Annotated in this window: 31 protein-coding genes; 24 read left to right on the top strand and 7 right to left on the bottom strand. The window is 43.3% G+C overall.

The annotated features are described in order from the left end of the window. Positions 1-4 precede the first annotated feature (4 nt). The 16 genes from rplE (at position 5) to rplQ (ending at position 8,274) form a co-directional block, all read left to right on the top strand. Positions 5-544: a 50S ribosomal protein L5 gene (rplE, locus tag C3Y98_RS08055; RefSeq protein ID WP_015831307.1), complete on the top strand. Its 540-nt coding sequence runs from the start codon at positions 5-7 to the stop codon at positions 542-544. Positions 545-547: 3 nt separating this feature from the next. Further along, positions 548-853, top strand: a complete 306-nt coding sequence (gene rpsN / locus C3Y98_RS08050) for a 30S ribosomal protein S14 (RefSeq protein WP_015831308.1) — start codon at positions 548-550, stop codon at positions 851-853. Positions 854-868: 15 nt separating this feature from the next. Further along, on the top strand, positions 869-1,264 hold the full coding sequence (rpsH, locus tag C3Y98_RS08045; protein ID WP_019899743.1) for a 30S ribosomal protein S8: 396 nt from the start codon (positions 869-871) through the stop codon (positions 1,262-1,264). A gap of 10 nt (positions 1,265-1,274) precedes the next feature. Continuing rightward, complete coding sequence (gene rplF, locus C3Y98_RS08040) at positions 1,275-1,808, top strand: 50S ribosomal protein L6 (RefSeq protein WP_135277993.1); 534 nt, start codon at positions 1,275-1,277, stop codon at positions 1,806-1,808. A 10-nt stretch (positions 1,809-1,818) separates the two neighbouring features. Then, entirely contained in the window at positions 1,819-2,172 is a 354-nt protein-coding gene (gene rplR, locus C3Y98_RS08035) for a 50S ribosomal protein L18 (RefSeq protein WP_135277991.1), read from the top strand. A gap of 27 nt (positions 2,173-2,199) precedes the next feature. Then, on the top strand, positions 2,200-2,712 hold the full coding sequence (rpsE, locus tag C3Y98_RS08030; protein WP_015831312.1) for a 30S ribosomal protein S5: 513 nt from the start codon (positions 2,200-2,202) through the stop codon (positions 2,710-2,712). Between the two features lie 2 nt (positions 2,713-2,714). Next, entirely contained in the window at positions 2,715-2,912 is a 198-nt protein-coding gene (gene rpmD, locus C3Y98_RS08025) for a 50S ribosomal protein L30 (protein WP_019899741.1), read from the top strand. After that, positions 2,912-3,352 (top strand): 50S ribosomal protein L15, encoded by a 441-nt coding sequence (gene rplO / locus C3Y98_RS08020; protein ID WP_135277989.1) that lies wholly within the window; start codon positions 2,912-2,914, stop codon positions 3,350-3,352. The genes rpmD and rplO overlap by 1 nt, the downstream gene beginning before the upstream one ends. 47 nt (positions 3,353-3,399) lie before the next feature. After that, entirely contained in the window at positions 3,400-4,686 is a 1,287-nt protein-coding gene (secY, locus tag C3Y98_RS08015; RefSeq protein ID WP_414684502.1) for a preprotein translocase subunit SecY, read from the top strand. 7 nt (positions 4,687-4,693) lie between these two features. Continuing rightward, a complete protein-coding gene (gene infA / locus C3Y98_RS08010; RefSeq protein WP_015831316.1) occupies positions 4,694-4,912 on the top strand; it encodes a translation initiation factor IF-1 in 219 nt (72 codons plus the stop codon). A gap of 46 nt (positions 4,913-4,958) precedes the next feature. Then, entirely contained in the window at positions 4,959-5,072 is a 114-nt protein-coding gene (gene rpmJ, locus C3Y98_RS08005; protein ID WP_013147060.1) for a 50S ribosomal protein L36, read from the top strand. A 174-nt stretch (positions 5,073-5,246) separates the two neighbouring features. Continuing rightward, positions 5,247-5,609 (top strand): 30S ribosomal protein S13, encoded by a 363-nt coding sequence (gene rpsM, locus C3Y98_RS08000; RefSeq protein ID WP_135277985.1) that lies wholly within the window; start codon positions 5,247-5,249, stop codon positions 5,607-5,609. 99 nt (positions 5,610-5,708) lie between these two features. Next, on the top strand, positions 5,709-6,098 hold the full coding sequence (rpsK, locus tag C3Y98_RS07995) for a 30S ribosomal protein S11 (RefSeq protein WP_013147062.1): 390 nt from the start codon (positions 5,709-5,711) through the stop codon (positions 6,096-6,098). 26 nt (positions 6,099-6,124) lie between these two features. Then, positions 6,125-6,754 (top strand): 30S ribosomal protein S4, encoded by a 630-nt coding sequence (rpsD, locus tag C3Y98_RS07990; protein WP_135277983.1) that lies wholly within the window; start codon positions 6,125-6,127, stop codon positions 6,752-6,754. A 101-nt stretch (positions 6,755-6,855) separates the two neighbouring features. Further along, the gene (locus C3Y98_RS07985) at positions 6,856-7,842 is read left to right on the top strand and encodes a DNA-directed RNA polymerase subunit alpha (protein WP_135277981.1); all 987 of its coding nucleotides are present in this window, start codon (positions 6,856-6,858) and stop codon (positions 7,840-7,842) included. 42 nt (positions 7,843-7,884) lie between these two features. Next, positions 7,885-8,274, top strand: coding sequence for a 50S ribosomal protein L17 (gene rplQ / locus C3Y98_RS07980; protein WP_015831320.1), 390 nt, complete (start codon positions 7,885-7,887; stop codon positions 8,272-8,274). A gap of 87 nt (positions 8,275-8,361) precedes the next feature. On the opposite strand, the gene C3Y98_RS07975 is transcribed toward rplQ, so the two are convergent. After that, entirely contained in the window at positions 8,362-8,616 is a 255-nt protein-coding gene (locus C3Y98_RS07975) for a glutaredoxin family protein (RefSeq protein ID WP_135277980.1), read from the bottom strand. Positions 8,617-8,758: 142 nt separating this feature from the next. Here C3Y98_RS07975 and mgtE point away from each other — a divergent pair, with 142 nt between their 5' ends. Together mgtE and C3Y98_RS07965 are read left to right on the top strand one after the other, a co-directional pair. Beyond that, positions 8,759-10,195 (top strand): magnesium transporter, encoded by a 1,437-nt coding sequence (mgtE, locus tag C3Y98_RS07970; RefSeq protein WP_135277978.1) that lies wholly within the window; start codon positions 8,759-8,761, stop codon positions 10,193-10,195. An 18-nt stretch (positions 10,196-10,213) separates the two neighbouring features. Next, on the top strand, positions 10,214-11,476 hold the full coding sequence (locus C3Y98_RS07965) for a mechanosensitive ion channel family protein (RefSeq protein WP_135277976.1): 1,263 nt from the start codon (positions 10,214-10,216) through the stop codon (positions 11,474-11,476). Between the two features lie 131 nt (positions 11,477-11,607). Here the strand turns inward: C3Y98_RS07965 and rpmG are convergent, their stop codons facing one another. From rpmG to coaBC, 5 genes are all read right to left on the bottom strand, one after another. After that, positions 11,608-11,763 (bottom strand): 50S ribosomal protein L33, encoded by a 156-nt coding sequence (rpmG, locus tag C3Y98_RS07960; protein ID WP_015831324.1) that lies wholly within the window; start codon positions 11,761-11,763, stop codon positions 11,608-11,610. A 36-nt stretch (positions 11,764-11,799) separates the two neighbouring features. Then, the gene (rpmB, locus tag C3Y98_RS07955; protein ID WP_015831325.1) at positions 11,800-12,036 is read right to left on the bottom strand and encodes a 50S ribosomal protein L28; all 237 of its coding nucleotides are present in this window, start codon (positions 12,034-12,036) and stop codon (positions 11,800-11,802) included. A 113-nt stretch (positions 12,037-12,149) separates the two neighbouring features. Further along, on the bottom strand, positions 12,150-12,602 hold the full coding sequence (gene dut / locus C3Y98_RS07950) for a dUTP diphosphatase (protein ID WP_135277975.1): 453 nt from the start codon (positions 12,600-12,602) through the stop codon (positions 12,150-12,152). A gap of 111 nt (positions 12,603-12,713) precedes the next feature. Then, positions 12,714-14,873, bottom strand: a complete 2,160-nt coding sequence (locus C3Y98_RS07945; protein ID WP_135277973.1) for a TonB-dependent receptor family protein — start codon at positions 14,871-14,873, stop codon at positions 12,714-12,716. 183 nt (positions 14,874-15,056) lie between these two features. Beyond that, the gene (gene coaBC, locus C3Y98_RS07940) at positions 15,057-16,232 is read right to left on the bottom strand and encodes a bifunctional phosphopantothenoylcysteine decarboxylase/phosphopantothenate--cysteine ligase CoaBC (RefSeq protein ID WP_245234344.1); all 1,176 of its coding nucleotides are present in this window, start codon (positions 16,230-16,232) and stop codon (positions 15,057-15,059) included. A 142-nt stretch (positions 16,233-16,374) separates the two neighbouring features. Between coaBC and C3Y98_RS07935 the strand changes: the two genes are divergently transcribed. The 6 genes from C3Y98_RS07935 (at position 16,375) to C3Y98_RS07910 (ending at position 21,946) form a co-directional block, all read left to right on the top strand. Then, the gene (locus C3Y98_RS07935; RefSeq protein ID WP_135277969.1) at positions 16,375-17,139 is read left to right on the top strand and encodes a hypothetical protein; all 765 of its coding nucleotides are present in this window, start codon (positions 16,375-16,377) and stop codon (positions 17,137-17,139) included. Between the two features lie 117 nt (positions 17,140-17,256). Continuing rightward, the gene (gene radC, locus C3Y98_RS07930; RefSeq protein WP_135277967.1) at positions 17,257-17,931 is read left to right on the top strand and encodes a RadC family protein; all 675 of its coding nucleotides are present in this window, start codon (positions 17,257-17,259) and stop codon (positions 17,929-17,931) included. Between the two features lie 34 nt (positions 17,932-17,965). After that, on the top strand, positions 17,966-19,204 hold the full coding sequence (locus C3Y98_RS07925; protein WP_135277965.1) for an MgtC/SapB family protein: 1,239 nt from the start codon (positions 17,966-17,968) through the stop codon (positions 19,202-19,204). 202 nt (positions 19,205-19,406) lie between these two features. Next, complete coding sequence (locus C3Y98_RS07920; RefSeq protein ID WP_135277963.1) at positions 19,407-21,476, top strand: carbon starvation CstA family protein; 2,070 nt, start codon at positions 19,407-19,409, stop codon at positions 21,474-21,476. Between the two features lie 12 nt (positions 21,477-21,488). Beyond that, on the top strand, positions 21,489-21,680 hold the full coding sequence (locus C3Y98_RS07915; protein WP_135277961.1) for a YbdD/YjiX family protein: 192 nt from the start codon (positions 21,489-21,491) through the stop codon (positions 21,678-21,680). Beyond that, a complete protein-coding gene (locus C3Y98_RS07910; RefSeq protein ID WP_135277959.1) occupies positions 21,671-21,946 on the top strand; it encodes a TIGR03643 family protein in 276 nt (91 codons plus the stop codon). Before C3Y98_RS07915 ends, C3Y98_RS07910 begins: the two co-directional genes overlap by 10 nt. 36 nt (positions 21,947-21,982) lie before the next feature. Here C3Y98_RS07910 and C3Y98_RS07905 read toward each other — a convergent pair whose 3' ends face one another. Then, positions 21,983-22,198: a hypothetical protein gene (locus tag C3Y98_RS07905; RefSeq protein ID WP_135277957.1), complete on the bottom strand. Its 216-nt coding sequence runs from the start codon at positions 22,196-22,198 to the stop codon at positions 21,983-21,985. Between the last annotated feature and the right edge of the window lie 161 nt (positions 22,199-22,359).

Here is a 22,359-nt window from a genome sequence, read left to right as displayed (position 1 = left end):
AATAATGGCGCGTTTAAAACAATATTATAAAGACTCAGTTGTTAAGTCATTGACTGAGCAATTTGGTTACACTTCTGTGATGCAAGTGCCTCGCATCGAAAAAATCACACTTAATATGGGTGTTGGTGAGGCTGTTGCTGATAAGAAAGTGATGGAGCATGCTGTTGGTGATATGGAGAAAATTGCTGGTCAAAAAGCAATCGTAACCAAAGCTAAGAAATCGGTGGCTTCATTTAAGATTCGTGATGATTATCCTGTTGGATGTAAAGTTACTTTGCGCCGTGAGCGCATGTACGAGTTTTTGGATCGCTTAGTAACAGTGGCTATTCCTCGTATCCGTGACTTCCGTGGTATTTCTGCTAAGTCTTTTGATGGCCGTGGAAACTATAACATGGGCGTTAAAGAGCAGATAATTTTCCCTGAAATTGAATACGATAAAATCGATGCGATTCGTGGGATGAATATCACTATTACTACTACTGCGAAAACTGATGAAGAAGCAAAAGCATTACTTGCTGCATTCAGTTTCCCTTTCAGAGGTTAAGATATGGCTAAAACCTGTATGACAGAGCGCGAAATCAAACGCCGCGCAACTGTAAGTAAATTTGCTGCAAAACGTGCGGCACTTGAAGCTGCAATGAACGATGTTAATGCTACTGCTGAAAGCCGTTTTGAAGCGCGTATGAAATTCCAAGCGCTTCCACGTAACTCAAGCCCAGTGCGTCTACGTAACCGTTGTGCTTTAACTGGTCGCCCACGTGGTGTGTTTAGTAAGTTTGGTATTGCACGTAGCAAGTTGCGTGATTTAATGATGAGTGGCCAAGTGCCAGGCGTCACCAAAGCTAGCTGGTAATAGGGGAATAGATCTATGAGTATGAGTGATCCAATTGCCGATATGTTGACGCGTATTCGTAATGCGCAGATGGTCAATAAAGCGGTTGTAACTATGCCTTCTTCTAATGTTAAGTCAGCTATCGCTAGCGTTCTTAAAGATGAAGGCTATATCGAAGACTTTGCTGTGCAAACAGAAGGTAATAAAGCAACGTTAAACATTAGTCTTAAATATTACGCAGGTCGTCCAGTTATTGAGCGAATTCAGCGTATCAGTAAGCCTGGTTTACGTGTGTACAAAGGAAGCCAAGAGATTCCTAAAGTAATGAATGGCCTTGGTGTGACAATTATGTCTACATCTAAGGGTGTAATGACAGATCGTAAAGCTCAAGCTGCCGGTATCGGTGGTGAAGTGCTGTGCGTAGTGGCTTAAGGAGAAGCAAATGTCACGTGTTGCTAAAAATCCAGTAGCTATTCCTGCTAAAGTTGAAGTTGTACTTAGCGCTGACGCAATTAATGTTAGTGGTCCATTAGGTAAATTGTCACAGTCTTTGACTGGTGCGGTTTTGCTAAAACGCGAAGGTGAAACGATCACTTTCGAAGCGGCTAACGACGCTCAGCATTCTCAAGCAATGTCAGGTACATTACGTGCTTTAGTTGCTAACATGGTTAAAGGTGTTTCAGAAGGCTTTACACGTAAATTGACACTAGTTGGTGTTGGTTACAAAGCTGCTGCACAAGGCGCTATGTTGAATTTGGAATTAGGCTATTCACATCCGATCAACCACAAAATGCCAGAAGGCGTTACTGTTGCTACACCTACACCAACTGAAGTTATCTTAACTGGTGTGGATAAACAGGTTATTGGTCAAGTTGCGGCACAGATTCGCGCTTACCGTGCTCCAGAGCCATATAAAGGCAAAGGTGTTCGTTATGCGGATGAAGTTGTTGTAATTAAAGAAACCAAAAAGAAATAAGGCTTAAAAAATGAACAACGTAAATAATCGCTTGCGTCGTGCACGTAAAACCCGTGCCAAAATTGCAGAGCTAAAAGTTACTCGTTTGAGTGTGCATCGTACTAATACGCACATTTATGCGCAAATTATTGCCGGTTCTGGTGATAAGGTGATCGTTAGCGCTTCTACAGTAGAAGCTGAAGTTCGCAAAAACATCAAAAATGGTGGCAACGTTGAAGCTGCTACGGCAATTGGTAAATTAATTGCTGAAAAAGCGATCAAGGCTGGTGTAACTACTGTTGCTTTTGATCGTTCTGGTTACAAATATCATGGTCGTATTAAAGCGTTGGCTGATGCCGCACGTGAAAACGGCTTGTCCTTCTAATTGGTCTGATTGCTAAAGAGGTTAATGATGGCAAAAGAAATTGAACAGCAACAGCAGCAGACTGATGGTTTGCGCGAAAAAATGATTGCAGTTAATCGTGTAAGTAAAACGGTTAAAGGTGGTCGTATTATGAGTTTTGCCGCACTTACAGTGGTAGGTGATGGTGACGGTGCTGTAGGTATGGGTAAAGGTAAAGCACGTGAAGTTCCAGTTGCGGTACAAAAAGCAATGGATGAAGCGCGCCGCGGTATGTTAAAAATCAATTTAACAAACGGTACTTTACATCATGCAGTTACAGGTGTTCACGGTGCTGCTAAAGTGTTTATTCAACCAGCTTCTGAAGGTACTGGTATTATCGCCGGTGGTGCAATGCGCGCTATTTTTGAAGTAATGGGTGTGACTAACGTTGTAGCAAAATGTATTGGTTCAACCAATCCTTACAACTTAGTTCGCGCTACATTGAACGGTTTAGAGTCAATGAATACACCAGCGGAAATCGCAGCTAAACGCGGTAAATCAGTTGAAGAAATTAGAGGCTAATTATGGCTAAAGCAAAAAAAGATGCATCAGGCATTAAAGTAACTCTTGTTAAAAGTGTTATTGGTCGTATTGAGGCGCATAAAGCTACCGTTAGAGGTTTAGGTTTACGCCGTATGCACCATACAGTTGAATTACAAGATACTCCGGCAATTCGCGGTATGATCAATACCGTTGGCTATCTATTAAAGGTAGAGGGATAATGCAATTAAATACGATTAAGCCTGCAGAAGGCTCGAAAAAAGAACGTCGCCGTGTTGGTCGTGGTATTGGTTCTGGTTTAGGTAAAACAGCTGGTCGTGGTCATAAAGGTCAAAAATCACGTACTGGTGGTTTTCATAAAGTTGGCTTCGAAGGCGGTCAAATGCCTATTCAACGTCGTCTACCAAAACGTGGCTTTAAATCATTAACTAAAGCGAATACAGCGCACGTTCGTACTAGCGAACTTGCTTTGATTCCTAATGAAGTGATTGACTTGTTGGCTTTGAAAGCGGCAAATATCGTTTCTGGTACAGTAACTAACGCTAAGATCTTTTTGTCTGGTGATGTAACTGCTAAGTACAATATCCAAGGTTTGCTATTGACTAAAGGCGCTCGCGCTGCAGTTGAAGCAGCTGGCGGTAAAGTTTTAGAAGCTGCTTAAGAGTATATATCTTGGCACAAGAAGGCATTTTAAAAACAGCGGCAAAAATGGGCGAACTTAAAAGTCGCCTGTTGTTTGTCTTAGGTGCGTTAATTGTTTATCGCTTAGGTGCTCATATTCCAGTTCCAGGGATTAATCCTGACGAGCTGGCTAAGCTATTTGCTTCACAAAGCGGCGGTATCTTAGGCATGTTTAACATGTTCTCAGGTGGCGCTTTGTCTAGATTCACTGTGTTTGCCTTAGGTATCATGCCGTACATCTCTGCATCTATTATCATGCAGTTGATGACGGCTGTGTCACCAAGACTAGAGCAGTTGAAAAAAGAAGGTGAAGCAGGTCGTAGAGCAATCACCAAATACACACGATACGGTACTGTGGTGCTGGCAATGTTCCAAGCCCTAGGTATTGCGATTATGTTAGAAGGTCAGCCTAATTTAGTATTTGATCCAGGTATGGCATTTAGACTGACAGCGGTGATTACACTAGTGTCAGGTACGATGTTCTTGATGTGGCTTGGTGAGCAAATTACGGAGCGTGGTATTGGTAATGGTATCTCTATCATTATTTTTGCCGGTATCGTTGCTGGTTTGCCACACGCAATTGGTTCTACTGCTGAAATGGTGAATACTGGTGCGTTTAGTATTCCACTAGCATTCTTCTTGCTAGTGGCAACAGTGTTAGTCACTGCTTTAGTAGTGTTCGTTGAGCGTGGCCAAAGAAAGATTACAGTTAACTACGCTAAGCGCCAGGTAGGTAATAAAGTGTATGGTGGACAAACTACACACCTACCAATGAAGTTGAATATGGCTGGTGTAATTCCTCCAATTTTTGCTTCTAGTATCATTCTATTCCCAGCTACTTTGGCGGGTTGGTTTGGTAGTAGCGAGAGCACTTTCTGGCTGAAGGACGTAGCTGCTGCATTATCACCAGGGCAGCCTATTTATATCCTGTTATTTGCTGCTGCAATTTTCTTCTTCTGCTTCTTTTATACAGCATTGCAGTTTAATCCTAAGGATACAGCTGACAACTTGAAGAAGAGTGGTGCTTTTGTTCCAGGAATTAGACCTGGTGATCAGACAGCGAAATATATTGATCGTATTATGGGTCGTTTGACTTTGGTTGGCGCTGCTTATATTACATTGGTATGTTTGTTACCTGAGTTTTTGATTTTGAAATTTAATACGCCTTTCTACTTTGGCGGTACTTCTTTGTTGATTATTGTCGTTGTTACTATGGACTTTATGACACAGGTGCAGTCTCATTTGATGTCTCATCAATACGAGGGATTGCTTAGAAAAGCTAATTTTAAAGGTAACGCACCTAGCGTTAAGTAATTGCAAGATGGCTAAGGAAGATAGAATTGAAATGCAAGGTGAGATTTTAGAAAATCTCCCCAATGCTACTTTCAGAGTTAAGTTAGAAAATGGTCATGTTGTTTTAGGCTATATTTCAGGAAAAATGCGTATGCACTATATTCGTATTTTACCTGGTGATAAAGTCACCGTTGAGATGACGCCTTATGATTTATCTCGCGCGCGCATTACGTTCCGCGCAAAATAAATCATAAACGTTGTAAGCATACAGTTTAGTTGTATTGGAGTGAAATATGAGAGTTCGTGCATCAGTAAAGGCTTTATGCCGTAATTGTAAAGTTGTTCGTCGTCGTGGCGTTGTGCGCATTATCTGCACAGATCCACGTCATAAACAACGTCAAGGTTAATTGATTAACTTCATTTAACCCAAATTAATAAAGGCTTAGGCTGCATATTAATTTAAGTTGGTCAATAATTTGATTGATCAGAAGATTAGCTATTTGATAAAAAATGGTTTTCCTGTTAAAATCATCGGCTTTTTTGAAGCAAGTGAATCAGTAGGGCCTAATTTGGAGTAAAGTATGGCGCGTATTGCAGGGGTAAATATCCCGAATAACAAACACACTGAAATTGCTTTAACAGCAATTTACGGTATTGGACGTAACACTGCACAAAAGATTTGCGTTGCTGCTGGTGTTTTAGCAACTGCAAAAATTAAAGATCTGAACGATGCAGATGTTGAAAAGTTACGTGATGAAGTTGCGAAGTTTAAAGTTGAAGGTGACTTACGTCGCGAAGTTTCAATGAACATTAAACGTTTGATGGATTTAGGATGCTATAGAGGCGTTCGCCATCGTCGTGGATTGCCGGTTCGTGGTCAGCGCACTAAAACAAATGCGCGTACTCGTAAGGGCCCAGTTAAGGCAATTAAGCAGTCTAAGTAATCCTCGGCTATAAAGCGCTTTGTTAGTTAAGCGCTTTAGTAGACTAAACGATTAGAAGTTTACAATTTAAGTTAGATTTATTGGTAAGGAAAATGCAACATGGCAAAAGCTAATGTACGCGTAAGAAAAAAAGTTAAAAAGAATATTGCAGAGGGTATTGCCCACGTGCATGCGTCTTTTAACAATACCATCATCACCATTACAGACCGTCAAGGCAATGCTTTGTCATGGGCTACTTCTGGTGGTCAAGGTTTTAAAGGTTCACGTAAAAGTACCCCTTTTGCAGCACAGGTTGCAGCTGAAGTTGCTGGTAAATCGGCGCAAGAGAACGGTGTAAAGAATTTAGAGGTGCGTATTAAAGGCCCAGGTCCAGGTCGTGAATCTGCTGTGCGCGCACTTAATGCAGCTGGTTTTAAAATTACCAGCATTACTGATGTGACGCCAGTTCCGCATAACGGTTGCCGTCCACCTAAAAAACGTCGCATCTAAGCGAAAAAGATTACTGGAGAACTATCTTGGCTAGAAATTTAGATCCTAAATGCCGTCAGTGCCGTCGCGAAGGCGAGAAGTTGTTTTTAAAAGCTGAAAAATGCTTTACTGATAAATGTGCAATTGAAAAACGTAACTTCCCACCAGGTCAACACGGTCAACGTCGTAACCAACGTTTATCTGACTACGGTGTTCAGTTACGTGAGAAACAAAAAGTTCGTCGTATTTATGGCGTGCTAGAAGCTCAATTCCGTAGCTACTACGCTGAAGCTGACCGCCAAAAAGGCATTACAGGTGAGAACTTGTTACAACTGTTAGAGTGCCGTTTAGATAACGTTACTTACAGAATGGGTCTAGGTGGTTCACGTACTGAAGCACGTCAAATCGTTCGTCATAACAGTATTTTAGTAAATGGCAAGCGCGTTAACATTCCTTCATACCAAGTTAAAGCTGGCGACGTTATCAGTGTAGCTGAAGCATCAAAAACGCAATTGCGTATCAAAGGTGCACTAGAAGCTGCTGAGCAACGTGGTTTCCCAGAGTGGTTAGAAGTTGATGTGAAAGCTTTGAAAGGTACTTTTAAAGCTAAGCCACAACGCGATGAGCTGCCACCAACCATCAATGAATCATTGGTAGTTGAGCTTTACTCTAAGTAATTAAGTTCTGATTAGATTAATTAGTTAGCCCTGGGGTTAACTAATTAATCACTCGTTGTTCATAGCAATAACGAGCATATTAAAAAATTAAAGGTATAACTATGCAAAACAGTCCTACCGAGTATTTAAAGCCTCGCGTTGTTGATGTTGAGGTGTTATCTCCATTACGCGCACGTGTTACTTTAGAGCCAATGGAGCGTGGTTTTGGTTACACGCTTGGTAATGCATTACGTCGCGTTTTGCTTTCATCAATTCCAGGCTTCGCTATTACTGAAGTCAAAATTGATGGTGTAGTGCATGAGTACTCTACTTTAGATGGCGTTCAAGAAGATGTTGTTGATATCTTGCTAAACCTTAAAGGTGTAGCTCTGAAATTAAACTCAAAATCAGAAACTATTCTGAAATTGAATAAATCTGTTGAAGGTGTTGTTACTGCAGCTGATTTTGAAACAGGTCACGATGCTGAAATCGTTAACCCTGATCACGTGATTGCTCACTTAACTAAAGGTGGCAAATTGAACCTGGAAGTTAAAGTTGAAATCGGTCGCGGTTATCAACCTGTACCAGTGCGTCAAAAATCTAATGATGATGACCGTGTTTTAGGTTTCATTATGGTTGATGCATCATTTAGCCCGATCAACAAAGTAAGTTACTATGTTGATAGTGCACGTGTTGAACAACGTACTGACTTAGATAAGTTGGTAATGGATGTGGAAACGAATGGCGTTATTGAGCCAGAACAAGCAATTCGCGATGCTGCTCGTATCTTAATGGGTCAGTTATCTGTGTTTGCTGATTTAGAAGGTGCACCTAGTGAAGTTGAAGTTAAATCAGCTCCACAAGTTGATCCTGTGTTATTGCGCCCAGTTGATGATTTAGAGTTAACTGTACGTTCAGCTAACTGCCTAAAAGCAGAAAATATATTTTACATCGGTGATTTGATTCAACGTACAGAGAACGAGTTGTTAAAAGCTCCTAATCTTGGCCGTAAATCATTGAATGAAATTAAAGATGTTTTGGCTACTCGTGGCCTGACATTGGGTATGAAATTAGAAAACTGGCCACCGGTTGGTTTGGAAAAAGCTTAATACAAGCTGATATTGAAGATATAGAAAACTTAAGGAATTACTATGCGTCACGGTAATAGCAATCGTAAATTAAATCGTACAAGCAGTCATCGTGCTGCAATGTTCCGTAACATGACAACATCTTTGTTGCGTCATGAAATCATCAAAACTACTTTGCCTAAGGCAAAAGAGTTGCGTAAGTTTGCAGAGCCGTTAATTACGCTTAGTAAAACTGCAACTTTGGCAAACCGCCGCCTTGCTTTCGATCGTTTACGCGATCGTGACATCGTAGGTAAATTGTTTGCTGAGTTAGGTCCACGTTATAACACACGTAATGGTGGTTACTTACGTATCCTTAAATGTGGTTTCCGTAATGGTGATAATGCACCTATGGCACTTGTTGAGTTGGTTGATCGTCCAGATCCATCAACGGAAGCAGTAGTGACTGAGTAGGTCGTTTCAGTTGTTATAAAAACTAAAAAACCAGCTACATTGCTGGTTTTTTAGTTTTAAGCGTACGCGATTGACGTTGTGAAACTTCTATTTTGGCATTGTGTCTGTTTTAACTAACGCTAATATCTCTTCTGCACCAAATGGCCATTTAATCTCAGAGCTTGTGCCAGTTATCTGGATTACTGGAATTGTTGTGCCATAAGTTTCTAGTAGCTGATTATTATCTGCAATTTCAATCGTACGCCAAGTAATGTCATGATCATTTGCTATGCTGCTGAGTATTGCTTCAGCTTCTTCGCATAGATGGCAGTGAGATGTAGTGTAAAGCGTGAGCGCTAACATGGTAGGTGTTGTTCCTGTGTATATGTAGATTACAGCATTGCGCAGTATGGACTCACGCAGATTTTTTGCTGAATGATTCTATTTTTAATTAAAAATAAATCATAATGGCGTAGTAACTAAATTAAAATAGTATTGGGTCATTATGGCAGACATTCAGGAAACCAAAGAGAGTTTGAGCGAAAGCCTGCAACAGGTTATTTCTCTCCTTGAAAAGCATCGCTTAATTGAAAATATGGTGCATAACCAAGAGATGTCTAATCACGAGCTGATTGAGTCTTTAGTCCATAAACAAAACCTTAACGAACTCCAAAAGAAACTAGAACTTTTACACCCGGCTGACGTTGCATATATTCTTGAAGCTTTACCACTAGAGCAGCGTTTAGATGTTTGGGAGTTGGTGAAAGCCGACCGTGACGGTGAAATCCTGCTCGAAGTGTCTGACGCGGTACGGCAGACGCTGATTGCAGACATGGACTCTGATGAGCTGCTGGCGGCAGCTGAGCGGCTTGATACCGACGAGTTGGCTGACCTGGCCCCGGACTTGCCTAAAGACGTCTTGCAGGACCTGCTAGATAGTCTGGATGCGCAAAATAGAGCACGTTTGCAATCTGCATTGTCTTATTCTGATGATGCTGTTGGCTCTATCATGGACTTTGATATTGTCACGATCCGCGAAGATATTACCTTGGAGGTTGCTTTACGCTATATGCGTCGGTTGGGTGGCCTGCCTGATCACACTGATAAGCTGTTTGTGGTGGATCGTGATGATGTGCTACATGGGGTGTTGCCATTAAAGCGGTTGGTGGTGAGTGATTTGGATGCAAAAGTGGCTGACGTGATGTCTGAAGATGCGGTGATATTTCATCCGGAAGATATTGCAGATGACGCAGCAAAGGCATTTGAACGTTACGATTTGGTGACCGCGCCGGTGGTGGATGAAAGTGGCAAGTTGGTTGGGCGTGTGACTGTTGATGCTGTGATGGATTTGATTCGCGAAGAGGCAGAGAGCGATATGCTTTCTATGGCTGGTTTACGCGAAGAGGAGGACTTCTTTGCATCAGTGTGGAAGTCTGTACAGAACAGGTGGGCTTGGCTAGCGATTAATTTAATTACTGCATTGATAGCGTCACGCGTAATTGGTTTATTTGAGGGCTCTATTGAGAAAATAGTAGCGCTGGCTGCGCTGATGCCGATTGTGGCAGGTGTGGGTGGTAATTCTGGTAATCAAACCACTACCATGATAGTCCGTGGTTTGGCATTGGGGCAGGTTGCCTCACATAACATGAAGTCCCTGATTACCAAAGAGCTGGGCGTTGCCTTGCTTAATGGCTTGCTCTGGGGTGGTGTGATTGGCGCAGTGGCGTATGCGCTTTATGGCAGTTATCCATTGGGTCTGGTCATGATGTCTGCAATGACACTTAATCTGCTCTTAGCTGCATTAATGGGAGTTGTGATTCCATTAATGATGAATAAGATAGGCCGCGACCCTGCGGTGGGCTCTAGTGTGCTGATTACAGCGATGACTGACAGTGGCGGTTTCTTTATCTTTTTAGGGTTGGCCACTATATTTTTGATTTAATTTCTAGGTTTAGCAAACATGAGTAATCGCATTGATTTCATATGGCAAGAAATATTAGCTGATATTGGAACGCCTGTCGCAGGCTGGCAAATTGGTGTGATTGTGATGGCTTGTGCCATTGCCTGGATGATCAATGGCGCCATACGTGCCTACGTGATGAGTCACGCGCCTGAGAGCTGGAAAATAGGCATTGGCACATTTAATCGCCTACTGTTTCCGTTATCCACCCTTAGTATCGTTTTATTCTCAAAATGGGTATTGGGGCACTGGCAACATACGACCATGCTTCACCTTGCCAGTAATTTGCTTTTGGCGATGGCTGCGGTGCGCTTAGTGGTATATGCCATGCGTTATATTATCGCGCCAGGTGGCGTGCTTAAAACGATAGAGCATACGCTTGCAACGATGATTTGGCTGGTATTGGCATTGCATTTAAGTGGTATTTTGCCTGAGATGTTGGAAACGTTAGAAGCTGTCAAATTCAAGATAGGCAAAAACCCCGTTAATTTATTACTTTTACTGCAAGGTTTGCTCACCATATTGATTACAGTTTTTGTAGCAATGTGGCTAAGTCGCGTTATTGAAAATAAACTGATGCAGGTAGCGCAGCTCAATGCCAATACCCGTGTGATGTTGGCTAAAGTGGTGCGCATTTGCTTGCTGTTTATTGCCGTGCTGATCGGGCTTTCGGCTGTTGGCTTAGATTTAACTTTAATTTCCGTATTTGGTGGTGCATTGGGCGTGGGGCTGGGTTTTGGTTTGCAGCGTATCGCCAGTAATTATGTGAGTGGCTTTATTTTGCTGATGGATAAATCTATTAGCATTGGCGATATTGTGACGATTGATGTGCATTACGGAATTATTAAAGATTTACGTACACGCTATCTGGTATTGAAGAAGTTGGATGGTACTGAGGTGATCATTCCTAACGAAACTTTGATTATCAATCCAGTGATTAACCATTCGGGCATGGATAGAAATACCAGAGTGCAGGTGGCGGTACAAGTTGGCTATGAGAGTGATTTAGAGTTGGTGTTGCAGTTACTGATTAAGGCGGCAGAGGATCACCCTAGGGTGCTGGTCACGCCTGCGCCTGGCTCGGTTGTCACGGGCTTTGCTGAGAGCGGTATAGATGTTCGCTTAACGGTATGGATTCATGATGCTGAAGAGGGTACTTCTAGCTTGCAATCTGATCTTTTTATGGCGATTTGGCGCTTGTTTAAGGCGCATGATATCTCTATCCCTTACCCGCAGCGAGAAGTGCGCTTATTGGGTGCTTAGCGTTGGGTTTGGAGTTTAGTTGCGATCTCTATACGCAGTCAGTCAGTTGATTTTAAGCAATAAAAGGCAATAAACATTAGGCAATAAAAAAGCTCACATATAGTGAGCTTTTTTATTGCTGAAATAACGAATTATTTCAATTTTGTTTCTTTGTACATTACGTGCTTGCGTACAACTGGGTCAAATTTTTTGATTTCTAATTTGCCTGGCATTGTACGTTTGTTTTTTGTAGTGGTATAGAAATGACCTGTACCAGCACTTGACTCTAATTTGATTTTTTCGCGCATTTTACTTTCCTTTATTTGCTAAGTTAAGTTAGCAGCTTAAATCTTTTCGCCAGCAGCACGCATATCAGCTAAAACAGCATCAATACCGTTTTTGTCGATAGTGCGTAGCGCAGCGTTAGTAATACGCATGCTTACCCAGCGGTTTTCGCTCTCAACCCAGAATTTGCGGTTTTGCAAATTAGGTAAAAAACGACGTTTTGTTTTGTTTTGTGCGTGAGAAACATTGTTACCCACCATTGGCTTTTTGCCTGTTACCTGACATACACGTGCCATGGTTATCTCCAAGAACTCTATTTTTGAGAAAGAGCGTGATTATAGTACACATTCTTTATTTGTTTCAAGCTAAATATGTGTTTCTTTTCAGTAAATTCACATATTATTTTTTGTTAGTGTTTTCCAGTGCTACCAAAGCCGCCTTCGCCACGTTCTGAGGTATCAAAATCATCAACTACATGGAACTCAGCCTGCATGACAGGTACGATGACCAATTGTGCGATTCGCTCCAACGGATTTAACTCAAACGCTGTATTGCCGCGATTCCAGCAGGATACCATTAGTTGTCCTTGATAGTCTGAATCAATTAACCCCACCAAGTTTCCCAGCACAATGCCATGCTTATGGCCTAGCCCTGAGCGCGGTAAAATTAGGGCAGCATAATAAGTATTGTCGATATGAATCGCCATGCCTGTAGGAATCAGCGTGGTTTCCCCTGGCTGCAGGGTGATTGGCGTTTCAATACAGGCACGTAAATCCAGACCTGCAGAGCCTGGTGTTGCATAAGAGGGAAACTGGCTGCGTAAACGGTCGTCTAGGATTTTTAGATCAATGAGTATGGACATAATGTTTGTATTTTTATCGTGGTTGGCTCAGGTTTGTATTAAACACTAAATATGGTGAATAAAAAAGCCGGCTATTAATATGTATGCCGGCTTTGGTTACTGGAAGCGCTTTTAGAATTTGTATTGCGCGCTTAGGCCTAGTAAATAGTTTCTACCTGCCGCTGGTTCAAAGAAGCGTAGGTTGCTATCGTTGACACGAACTGAACCTATGTAGTTCTTGTCACTTAGATTTTCCACACGTACGTATTCACTTAACCGCCAATTCGCTAGATTTTGCTCAAATCCAGCTCGTATATTGAATATTGTATAAGCGTGTGCGGAGTCGGTGTTGATATCGTTCACGTAGACTTTGCTATTGTGCCTTGCTTCCAGCGCAGTTTTGAAGCCTAGTGGTGCGTATCTCCATGCAAGTTCACCATAAATTTGACTACGATAAGTACCTGGGATTTTATTGCCAGATAGAATCGTGGTTGGTGTACCTGAAGATGGTATGTAGGTGAAGTCTGAGTCAAACTTTGCATTTAAGAGTGAGTAGGAAAGGTACGTTGATATATTGTTATCGTATTGAGAGTCAATAGATAGTTCTGCGCCTGTACGCTTGGTTTTGTCTGCATTGCCAAAAACGCTTCTATTAAAGCTGTTTGTCTCTTTAGTAACAATTTCGTTCTTAGTGTCTATTTTAAATACATTAAAGTTTAGTTGGTGATTATCTGCAATCACTGACTTTAATCCCAACTCGTAGTTAGTGCTTTCGCTTGGCTTAAGTGTTAAGTTAGGTGCACCGTTATTAACTGAGTTGTATGCTGCTTCAATAAAGGTTGGTGTTTCAAAACCTTTACCATAATTGGCATATAAGTTTATTGTTGGTGTTACCTTCCAGATAGCGCCAATTACTGGCGTGGTTTTTTGGTACTCAACAGAGCCACTGTTATTACCATTATTTGCCGTGCCAGATAAGAAGTGATCTTTTACTTCTAGTTCTACTTTGGTGTGTCTGGCGCCGGCATGAATATCCAGATTGTCACTTAATGAGATTTTACCTTGGATATATTGGTCAAAATTGGTCGAGATATTATCTTCATCACGGTTTAGTGCTGAGTTGGCATTGTTTGCAATAATTGGTCTTTTAATACCTTTGTCCGTATTGATATCTAACCTTACGTCATTCATCTTGCCATAAGTGAGCCCCATAGAAAGGCTATATGGAAGATTAAATAGGCTGCCTTTGTTATCCCATCTTAAATCCGTGCCCCAGAAGTCGCGTGAGATTGAGCTTGCCCTGCCTGCGTTGCTGGACACATTAGTTGATAGATATTGCAGATTTTCACGATTGCCTGCGTATGTCATCAAATTGATTTTATTATTTGAGTTTAATGCATGCTCAATATTGAAACCTACTTGAGTGTGATTTCGGCTTACCTTTGTATTTGCATTGTAAGCACTATTTGGTGCTGCTTTAGGGTTCGTAAAAGCAGATGGGTCATTGGCAGTCGCTACTCTAGGTAATCCTAAAGGGTCTTCTGCTTCTTGCTCAAACCAATTTAGGAGTGCATTAATTTTAGTATCTTCACTAATGTTGATTTTGAATTTTGCAGTAGCCTGCTGCTTATTACTAGCGCTATGGTCGCGATAGCCGTTGGTTTCAAAGTTCGAAACATTGACTAGGTATTCAATGTTTTCTGCTGTGCCTGCAGCATCCAAAATTTGGCGCTTAGTGTCATAGCTGCCAAACATGACAGTTGCACCCACTTCAGGTGTTTTGGGGGCATCTTTAGTCAGCATTTGAATCACGCCGCCAGAGGAGTTGCCGTACAACGCAGAAAACGGGCCGCGCATGACTTCTATGCTTTTGACTGCTGATAAATCTACTACGCCTGGCTGGCCTTGACCATCTGGCATGGTGAGTGGAATGCCATCTACATAAACGCGTACGCCGCGTACCCCAAAACTTGAGCGGGAGCCAAACCCGCGGCTGGAAATTTGTGGGTCTTGTGCAGATTGTGTTCTGTTTTGTGCGGTGATGCCAGGAACGCGAATTAAGCTTTCGGAAAGCGTCATTTGCAGTTGACCATTCTGGATGTCTTTGCTTTCTACTACATCAATCGCTACTGGTAGGTCGAAGCTATTTTGCTCTACGCGTGTTGCGGTAACAACTACTGGCGCTGTGACGATTTTTTCAGCTGTTTCTGCTTGCGCTTGTTGCGCGATGCCAAAGGTGCTGAGCACTGCGAGTGTGAGCACACTGTATTGAAATGTGGTGGTGTATGACATATGTTGCCTTAGAGATTTTTTGATTTGTTAGTAATGAGTTGCTGCGATTTTAGTATCTAAATCACTTCACCGAATCAAGATTTTCATGAGTTACTTAATGCTTTTGGCAATGTTTGATGTAAATCAAACATTGCGGTGGGTTAAGGCTGATTAATCTTTAGTGGGATTTAATAATGGCGCAATTTAGAGCATGGTTGCCACATGCGCTAATAACGATCTAGCCACTTGAATTTTAGCCGCTGGCTCAAGTGGGTGAGTGCCAGCTTTATCTAATAAGAATACCTTATTATTGTCGCTGCCCATGGCATCGCTAGTGAGGTTAGCAACAATAAGGGGTAGTTTTTTCTTGAGCCGTTTTGCTTCTGCATATTCTAGTAAGTTTTCAGTTTCTGCAGCAAAGCCTACACAGAATGGCGGATTGGGCAGGCTTGCTATCTCTGCAATAATGTCCTTGTTACGTAGCAGCTCTAACGATAGTGACTGTTCACTTTTTTTGATTTTCTGTTGCTGTGTTTGAGATGGGCTGTAATCCGCAACGGCGGCAACGCCAATGAAAATGTCTTGGCTGGCGATGTTTTGCATCACGCTTTGGTACATGCTGGATGCCGATGTAGCGGTAATGTTGCGCACCCCATTTGGCGGGGTGAGTGCGGTTGCGCCACTTACCAGCGTAACATCTGCACCCATCTCATGGGCGGCTTGTGCGATAGCGTAGCCCATTTTGCCTGAACTTAGGTTTGTGATGGCACGCACCGGGTCTATCATTTCTAAGGTGGCGCCTGCCGTAATTAGTATTTTTTTACCTTTGAGCAGTTTGGGTTGGAAGTGTGCTTCTATTAAACCCATTAAATCTTCTGCTTCTAGCATGCGACCTAAGCCAATTTCACCACATGCTTGTTCTCCACTGCCTGGCCCAAGAATACTGATACCGTCTTGCATCAGTTGTGTGATATTGCGCTGGGTGGCTGGATTCTCCCACATTTGTTTGTTCATGGCTGGTGCAACCAGTAGGTCACAATCTCTTGCCAGGCAGAGGGTGGAAAGTAAATCATCGGCACGGCCATGCACCAGTTTAGCCATAAAGTCCGCACTCGCTGGAGCAATCACAATGGCGTCAGCGGCGCGGCTTAATTCAATGTGGGGCATGCCGTTAGGAATAGATGCATCCCACATGTCGGTAAATACCGGCTTACCAGAAAGCGCCCGCATGGTGACTGGTGTAATAAATTGGCAGGCAGCTTGTGTCATCACAACCTGTACTTCAATATTACTCTTTACCAATAAGCGTACGAGCTCGGCAGCTTTATAAGCGGCGATTCCACCGGTAATTCCCAATACGATAGATTTTTTATTTTGCATAATGCTGGTCATTCATGTAAGTCATTCATTCTAATACGAACATTGTTTTGTATAAAATATTCTTTATGCTTCATCTAAATTAAAGAAAATGTTTTATAGTGGATGTAACAAAAATCAATAATACTCATTCGGCTTATACACAATGTGGCGTAAATTCAGAATCATTATTCTGTTGCTGATTTTAGCAACAGTACTGCAGGAGCTGTGGCTGGATAAAGCAGATTTGGCTTGGAAACATAATCTTTATGTTGCTGTTTATCCAATTAATGCTGATGGTAGCGAGGAAGTTAGTGCTTACTTGCGAGGCTTGAGCCGTGAAGATTTTGAACCGATGGTTGAGTATTTTGCAGAAGAGGCTGCGTCTTACAAATTAGGTTTACGGCGTCCGATAGAGGTGCAGCTTGGAACAGTCGTGGATGAGATTCCGCCTGAACCACCTAGAAATGGCAGCATATTTAATACCATGTTATGGAGCTTAAAGTTCAGATGGTTTGCCTGGAAAAATAGCCCGAAGGTCAATATTAAGTCTGATATCCGATTGTATTTGCTTTATCACGACCCTAACACTAGCTCAATGTTAGGGCACTCTACCGCGCTCAATAAAGGGCGAATCGGGCGAGTCAATTTGTTTGCAAGCACGGCATATGCCAAAAAGAACTTAGTAGTCACTGCCCATGAGTTATTGCACACTTTAAATGCCACAGATAAATACGATTTGCATAATAATCTGCCCATTTATCCTGATGGTTATGCCGAACCAAATAAGATGCCGCTATACCCGCAGAATTTTGCTGAGCTGATGGGTGGGCGTGTACCGCAAAATACAGCCGAAGCTTATATTCCTAAAAGTTTGAGGCACACACTGATTGGTGAGAAAACTGCGCACGAAATTGGCTGGCTTAAATAAGCGGTATTTGCCATGTACTAACCATTATGCTAATTGCAATTAGGGTAGGTTTAAGGCATAGGGGTTGATGGCTATGTGGCTGTAACTGCGGTGTTAAAACATTGAAAGGGGTGGGGAGTGGCAATTACCGATTGGCCTGCAAGTGAGCGCCCAAGAGAGAAGTTAATAGAGCTAGGTGCAGAGGCATTATCTGATGCGGAGTTATTGGCAATTTTCTTACGTGTAGGCGTTGTTGGTAAGAGCGCGGTCGATTTAGCACGTGATTTGCTGAGCCAGTTTGGTAGCTTAAATGGCATTTTTGCAGCAAGCGAGCATGCCTTGAGCCAAGTGCATGGCATTGGCAGCAGTAAGTATGTGCAACTGCAAGCAATTTTTGAAATGAGCCGCCGTGCATTGAATGAGCAATTGCAACAGCGCGATGTGTTTCAATCACCAAAACAGGTGCGCGATTATTTAGTGCTTAAATTAGGCGCGCTGACACGTGAGGTTTTTATGGTGCTATTTTTAGATGCACAAAATCGCCTGCATGCAGCAGAGGAGCTATTTAGTGGCACGCTAACTCAAACCAGCGTTTATCCTAGAGAAGTGGTCAAACGTGCGATTCATCATAATGCTGCCAGTGTTATTTTGGCGCATAATCATCCGTCAGGTGCCGTGCAGCAAAGCGCAGCAGATGAGCTGTTAACGCAGCAGTTGAAGCAGGCTTTAGCATTAGTAGATGTCCGCGTGTTAGATCATTTCATTGTGGCAGGCAATCAAACGCTGTCATTTGCCGAGCGTGGTTTGCTGTAAATAAAGGCTAAAAATTAGTAAATGGGAAGGGTGTATGTTGATTAATGCTGCGCATTGGTTAAATTTAGCGGTAGCTTTGGGCATCGGTTTGCTGATTGGCGCCGAGCGTGAGCGCAGTAAGGGGAGTGGTGGCGATAGCACGATTGCTGGTGTGCGTACCTTTACCATCGCGTCTCTACTTGGTGCAGTTAGTACTTCGATTAACTTCTGGTTACTTGTCGTTTCAATTATTTGTGTCACCATTTTTGTGGCAACCGCTTATTTCTCGAGAAAAGATGACGACCCAGGATTAACCACGGAAATCAGCCTTGTTTTTACTGTGATTTTGGGTGGTTTAGCCATGACGAGTGCTTCTATGGCAGCTAGCTTAGCCGTGGCCGCAGCGATATTACTTGCTGCAAAGCAGCCGATACACGGTTTTGTACGTGGAGTAGTGACCAAAGACGAGATGATTGACTTCTTGATTTTGGCGGCAGCCACCTTGATTGTGTTGCCGCTGGTACCTAATGAGTTGATTGGCCCCTTTGATGCGATTAATCCACGTAACTTATGGTTGATTGTGATACTGGTAATGTTTATTGGGGCACTTGGGCATTTAGCGTTACGTTTGCTCGGTAGCCGCACCGGCCTGCCGCTGGTGGGGTTAGTCTCTGGATTTATCTCCAGCATTGCCACGATTGGTGCGATGGGTGCACGCGTGAAAAAAACGCCAGAGCTGATGGGCACCGCGGTGGCCGGCGCAACACTATCCAGTTTATCTACCGTGTTGCAACTGGTGATGTTGTTAACGGCGATTCACCCATTAACCTTACATACATTAACAATACCTTTGTTATTTGCGGGCTTATCCATCGGAGCTTATGGCTTGGTGGTGACTTTAAACTCTTTTCATCACCACACGCCCGAGCTAGGCAAGCCCAGCCGATCATTTAGTGTAAAAACAGCGCTGACTTTGGCTTTCGTCATTGCGCTGGTGCTGGTGGCCTCGGCAGCGCTGAAAGCGTGGTTTGGTCAAGCCGGCTTGGTGGTTGCTTCGGGTCTGGCTGGCTTGGCAGATGTGCATGCTTCCACAATTTCAGTCGCTTCTTTAGCTTCCACGATTAAAATTACGCCTGCCAATGCCGCAGTGGCAATCTTGGTAGCGATTTCAACCAATGCGATCTCTAAAGCAATTACTGCTTTAGTAACAGGTGGAAAAGCATTTTTTCAGCAGGTAACCTTGGGCCTCGTGTTGCAGGTTTCGGTGATGTGGATGGGTTGGTGGTTGTTTTAATTTTTTACGCATAAGCAGATAAACAAAACAGGGATAGCGTTTATTGCAACATGCTGAGTTGCTAAAGTGCTTTTATCTACAATTTTTGTTGATAAAACCCATTTAAAACAATTAGTTCCAAAAAATTCCGGTAGTGGGGATGTGCTTGTGTGATTTATACTATTGCCAACCACTTTTATTTAACTCAAAACGCTTAAATTACATGAACAAAAATATTAAAACCATGCTTTGGGTCGCCGTTGCATTGCTGGGCGCATTTGCTGTTGCTGGCATAGCGTTAAACCGCGGTGAAAGCATTAATGCATTGTGGCTGATCACTGCTGCTGTGTGTGTTTACGCGATTGCCTATCGTTTTTATGCAGCATGGATTGCCGCCAAAGTGTTGGTGATAGACGAAACCCGCGCCACGCCGGCAGAGCGGTTGGATAACGGCCGAGATTTTGTACCAACTAATAAGTGGGTGGTGTTTGGCCACCATTTTGCAGCAATTGCTGGTCCTGGGCCTTTGATTGGCCCGACACTTGCTGCGCAGTTTGGCTATCTGCCAGGCACGTTATGGATTTTAATTGGCGCAGTATTGGGCGGTGCAGTGCAGGATATGGTCACGCTGTTTTTCTCTACGCGCCGTAACGGACGCAGCCTGGGGCAAATGGCGCGAGATGAAATCGGTGTGGTCGGCGGTAGCGCCGCCCTCATTGGCACATTTCTCATCATGATTATCTTAATTGCAGTGTTGGGGCTAGTGGTAGTCAACGCTATGAAACACAGTCCTTGGGCAACTTCAACCGTGGCTGCCACTATTCCGATTGCCATGCTTGTCGGGGTTTATATGCGAAATATTCGTCCTGGTCGCGTATTAGAAGCTTCTATTATTGGCGTGGTTCTATTATTGCTCTCAGTCGGGTTGGGTGGCTGGGTGGATCATCACGAAACATTGCGTTCGCTATTTGACCATGATGGCTTGCCATTGGCTTACGGCATTATTTTGTATGGTTTTGCAGCAGCAGTATTGCCAGTCTGGCTACTCTTGGCGCCGCGTGATTATCTCTCCACTTTCATGAAACTAGGCACCATTATGTTGCTGGCGATTGCCATCGTGATTTTGCGTCCAGATATGCATATGCCCGCAGTGACGCAGTTTGTGGATGGTACAGGGCCAATTTTTGGCGGCAAACTGTTCCCTTTTGTTTTTATTACCATCGCTTGCGGAGCCATTTCAGGTTTTCATGCCTTAATCGCATCTGGCACCACGCCAAAATTGTTAGGTAATGAACGCGATATCCGCATGATTGGTTACGGCGGTATGTTGTTAGAAAGTTTTGTCGCCATTATGGCGATGATTGCAGCAACCGTGCTGGAGCCTGGCGTGTTCTTTGCCATCAATAGTCCAGCGGGGGTGGTGGGTAAAGAGGCGGTAGATGCCATTGCTAAAATTAACAGTTGGGGCTTTGCGGTGACTGTAGAGCAAATGCAGCAACTTGCCAGTGATATGGGTGAATCAACCTTGTTCTCGCGTACTGGCGGCGCACCAAGTTTAGCGGTAGGTATGGCAAGTATTTTTGGCAGTGCTTTTGGTAAAGAGTTACTGGCCCTTTGGTACCACTTTGCCATTATGTTTGAGGCGATATTCATACTGACCACGCTGGATGCAGGCACACGGGTTGGCCGTTTTATGTTGCAAGACTTATTGGGTAACTTTAACAAAAAACTGGGTGAAACCTCATACACGCCTTCGGTAATACTGACTAGCAGTATTGTGGTAGCCGGCTGGGGTTACTTTTTGTATATAGGCGTGATAGACCCGAATGGCGGCGTTAATATTTTATGGCCGCTGTTTGGTATTGCGAACCAAATGTTAGCTGCCATTGCCTTATGTGTAGCAACGGGCATTCTAGTGAAGTCTGGCAAATTGAAATATGCATGGGTAACAGGAATGCCGCTGATTTGGTTGGTGACTATTACCACCTCCGCTGCTTATGAAAAGATTTTCAGTGCCGATGTGCGGGTGGGGTTTTTTGCTGCGGCGAATGATATGGCTGCAAAATTGTCGGCAGGAACGTTACCAACTGATAAAGTGGCTGTTGCACCGCAATTGATATTTAATCAGCATTTAGATGCCTACCTCACCATGTTTTTTGTAGTGGTGCTGTGGGTGGTGATACTGGATATGGTGCGGTTATGCCTGCGTTATTTAGGTGGTAAACCGGTATTGAAGCTATCAGAAGTGCCGCACGAACCAAGCCGCTTAGTAGAAAACTGGGTGCGAGATTAGCAGGGGATTGGTATGTTAAGAATGTTAAAGAAATTATGGTGCTATGTGCGGCATGTGTCAGGTGACGATGCTTATGAGCAATACTTGAAGCATCATGCCGAGTTTCACCAAGCCACAGTAGATGCACCACCAGCACTCTCGCGCAAAGAGTTTTTTAAATTATGGCAAGATAGTAAATGGAAGGGTATTAACCGATGCTGCTAAACACGGTTGGCCTGCAGCCGTTAGATGAAGCGCAAGTATCCCGCGTGATAGAAATGGCTTGGGAAGATCGCACCCCGTTTGAGGCCATCGCCTATCAGTTCGGCCTCAAGCAGGATGGGGTGATTAAATTGATGCGTACTCATTTAAAGCATAGTTCATTCAAGTTATGGCGCGCTCGCACCTATGGGCAAACAACTAAGCACGCAAAGTTAAGGTCTGGTGCAGTCACTAGGCATAAGGCGAATCACCGAGTAAAACAGTTTTAAAGGCCTTTGAGCCTATAGGCTAGATTAAGTGAGTGCTCACTGAACTCGCCTGCGCTCCTCATTTACCTCTGCTATCACCACTCTGCGCTCAGGGCCGGCATATTCCACATATTCATCATAGCTCAACTCGCTCACTTCAAAGTCAGACTTTGAATGGCTATTGTGAGTACTGATAAACGCTGGATCTAGCTGACCTGAGTTAGCCGCTTGATGTTTTCTAAAAAACACACGTTTTAGAAGTTTCTTAATCATAGGGCTCCTTACATAAACAGATCAATAACCCGTCAGATAATAAGCTTAATGATTAGTTACGCCAAGTTAACAATTGTTAACTGAAGTTTTGGAAGTGGGATAGGAAGATGCTGTCCAGCAGGTGTACCTCGAAACATACGTAGGTACACCATGCAGCTAGG

The sequence above is a fragment of the Methylotenera oryzisoli genome, from assembly GCF_004661485.1.
GTDB lineage: Bacteria > Pseudomonadota > Gammaproteobacteria > Burkholderiales > Methylophilaceae > Methylotenera > Methylotenera oryzisoli.
The sequence above is the reverse complement of the archived record's forward strand: the minus strand, read 5'-3'. Positions and strand labels throughout refer to the sequence as shown.

Coding starts and splice junctions, on each gene's coding strand:
- rplE (WP_015831307.1), top strand. CDS start 5: ATGGCGCGTTTAAAACAATATTATAAAGACTCAGTTGTTAAGTCATTG.
- rpsN (WP_015831308.1), top strand. CDS start 548: ATGGCTAAAACCTGTATGACAGAGCGCGAAATCAAACGCCGCGCAACT.
- rpsH (WP_019899743.1), top strand. CDS start 869: ATGAGTATGAGTGATCCAATTGCCGATATGTTGACGCGTATTCGTAAT.
- rplF (WP_135277993.1), top strand. CDS start 1,275: ATGTCACGTGTTGCTAAAAATCCAGTAGCTATTCCTGCTAAAGTTGAA.
- rplR (WP_135277991.1), top strand. CDS start 1,819: ATGAACAACGTAAATAATCGCTTGCGTCGTGCACGTAAAACCCGTGCC.
- rpsE (WP_015831312.1), top strand. CDS start 2,200: ATGGCAAAAGAAATTGAACAGCAACAGCAGCAGACTGATGGTTTGCGC.
- rpmD (WP_019899741.1), top strand. CDS start 2,715: ATGGCTAAAGCAAAAAAAGATGCATCAGGCATTAAAGTAACTCTTGTT.
- rplO (WP_135277989.1), top strand. CDS start 2,912: ATGCAATTAAATACGATTAAGCCTGCAGAAGGCTCGAAAAAAGAACGT.
- secY (WP_414684502.1), top strand. CDS start 3,400: ATGGGCGAACTTAAAAGTCGCCTGTTGTTTGTCTTAGGTGCGTTAATT.
- infA (WP_015831316.1), top strand. CDS start 4,694: ATGGCTAAGGAAGATAGAATTGAAATGCAAGGTGAGATTTTAGAAAAT.
- rpmJ (WP_013147060.1), top strand. CDS start 4,959: ATGAGAGTTCGTGCATCAGTAAAGGCTTTATGCCGTAATTGTAAAGTT.
- rpsM (WP_135277985.1), top strand. CDS start 5,247: ATGGCGCGTATTGCAGGGGTAAATATCCCGAATAACAAACACACTGAA.
- rpsK (WP_013147062.1), top strand. CDS start 5,709: ATGGCAAAAGCTAATGTACGCGTAAGAAAAAAAGTTAAAAAGAATATT.
- C3Y98_RS07985 (WP_135277981.1), top strand. CDS start 6,856: ATGCAAAACAGTCCTACCGAGTATTTAAAGCCTCGCGTTGTTGATGTT.
- rplQ (WP_015831320.1), top strand. CDS start 7,885: ATGCGTCACGGTAATAGCAATCGTAAATTAAATCGTACAAGCAGTCAT.
- C3Y98_RS07975 (WP_135277980.1), bottom strand. CDS start 8,616: ATGTTAGCGCTCACGCTTTACACTACATCTCACTGCCATCTATGCGAA.
- mgtE (WP_135277978.1), top strand. CDS start 8,759: ATGGCAGACATTCAGGAAACCAAAGAGAGTTTGAGCGAAAGCCTGCAA.
- C3Y98_RS07965 (WP_135277976.1), top strand. CDS start 10,214: ATGAGTAATCGCATTGATTTCATATGGCAAGAAATATTAGCTGATATT.
- rpmG (WP_015831324.1), bottom strand. CDS start 11,763: ATGCGCGAAAAAATCAAATTAGAGTCAAGTGCTGGTACAGGTCATTTC.
- rpmB (WP_015831325.1), bottom strand. CDS start 12,036: ATGGCACGTGTATGTCAGGTAACAGGCAAAAAGCCAATGGTGGGTAAC.
- dut (WP_135277975.1), bottom strand. CDS start 12,602: ATGTCCATACTCATTGATCTAAAAATCCTAGACGACCGTTTACGCAGC.
- C3Y98_RS07945 (WP_135277973.1), bottom strand. CDS start 14,873: ATGTCATACACCACCACATTTCAATACAGTGTGCTCACACTCGCAGTG.
- coaBC (WP_245234344.1), bottom strand. CDS start 16,232: ATGCAAAATAAAAAATCTATCGTATTGGGAATTACCGGTGGAATCGCC.
- C3Y98_RS07935 (WP_135277969.1), top strand. CDS start 16,375: ATGTGGCGTAAATTCAGAATCATTATTCTGTTGCTGATTTTAGCAACA.
- C3Y98_RS07925 (WP_135277965.1), top strand. CDS start 17,966: ATGTTGATTAATGCTGCGCATTGGTTAAATTTAGCGGTAGCTTTGGGC.
- C3Y98_RS07920 (WP_135277963.1), top strand. CDS start 19,407: ATGAACAAAAATATTAAAACCATGCTTTGGGTCGCCGTTGCATTGCTG.
- C3Y98_RS07915 (WP_135277961.1), top strand. CDS start 21,489: ATGTTAAGAATGTTAAAGAAATTATGGTGCTATGTGCGGCATGTGTCA.
- C3Y98_RS07910 (WP_135277959.1), top strand. CDS start 21,671: ATGCTGCTAAACACGGTTGGCCTGCAGCCGTTAGATGAAGCGCAAGTA.
- C3Y98_RS07905 (WP_135277957.1), bottom strand. CDS start 22,198: ATGATTAAGAAACTTCTAAAACGTGTGTTTTTTAGAAAACATCAAGCG.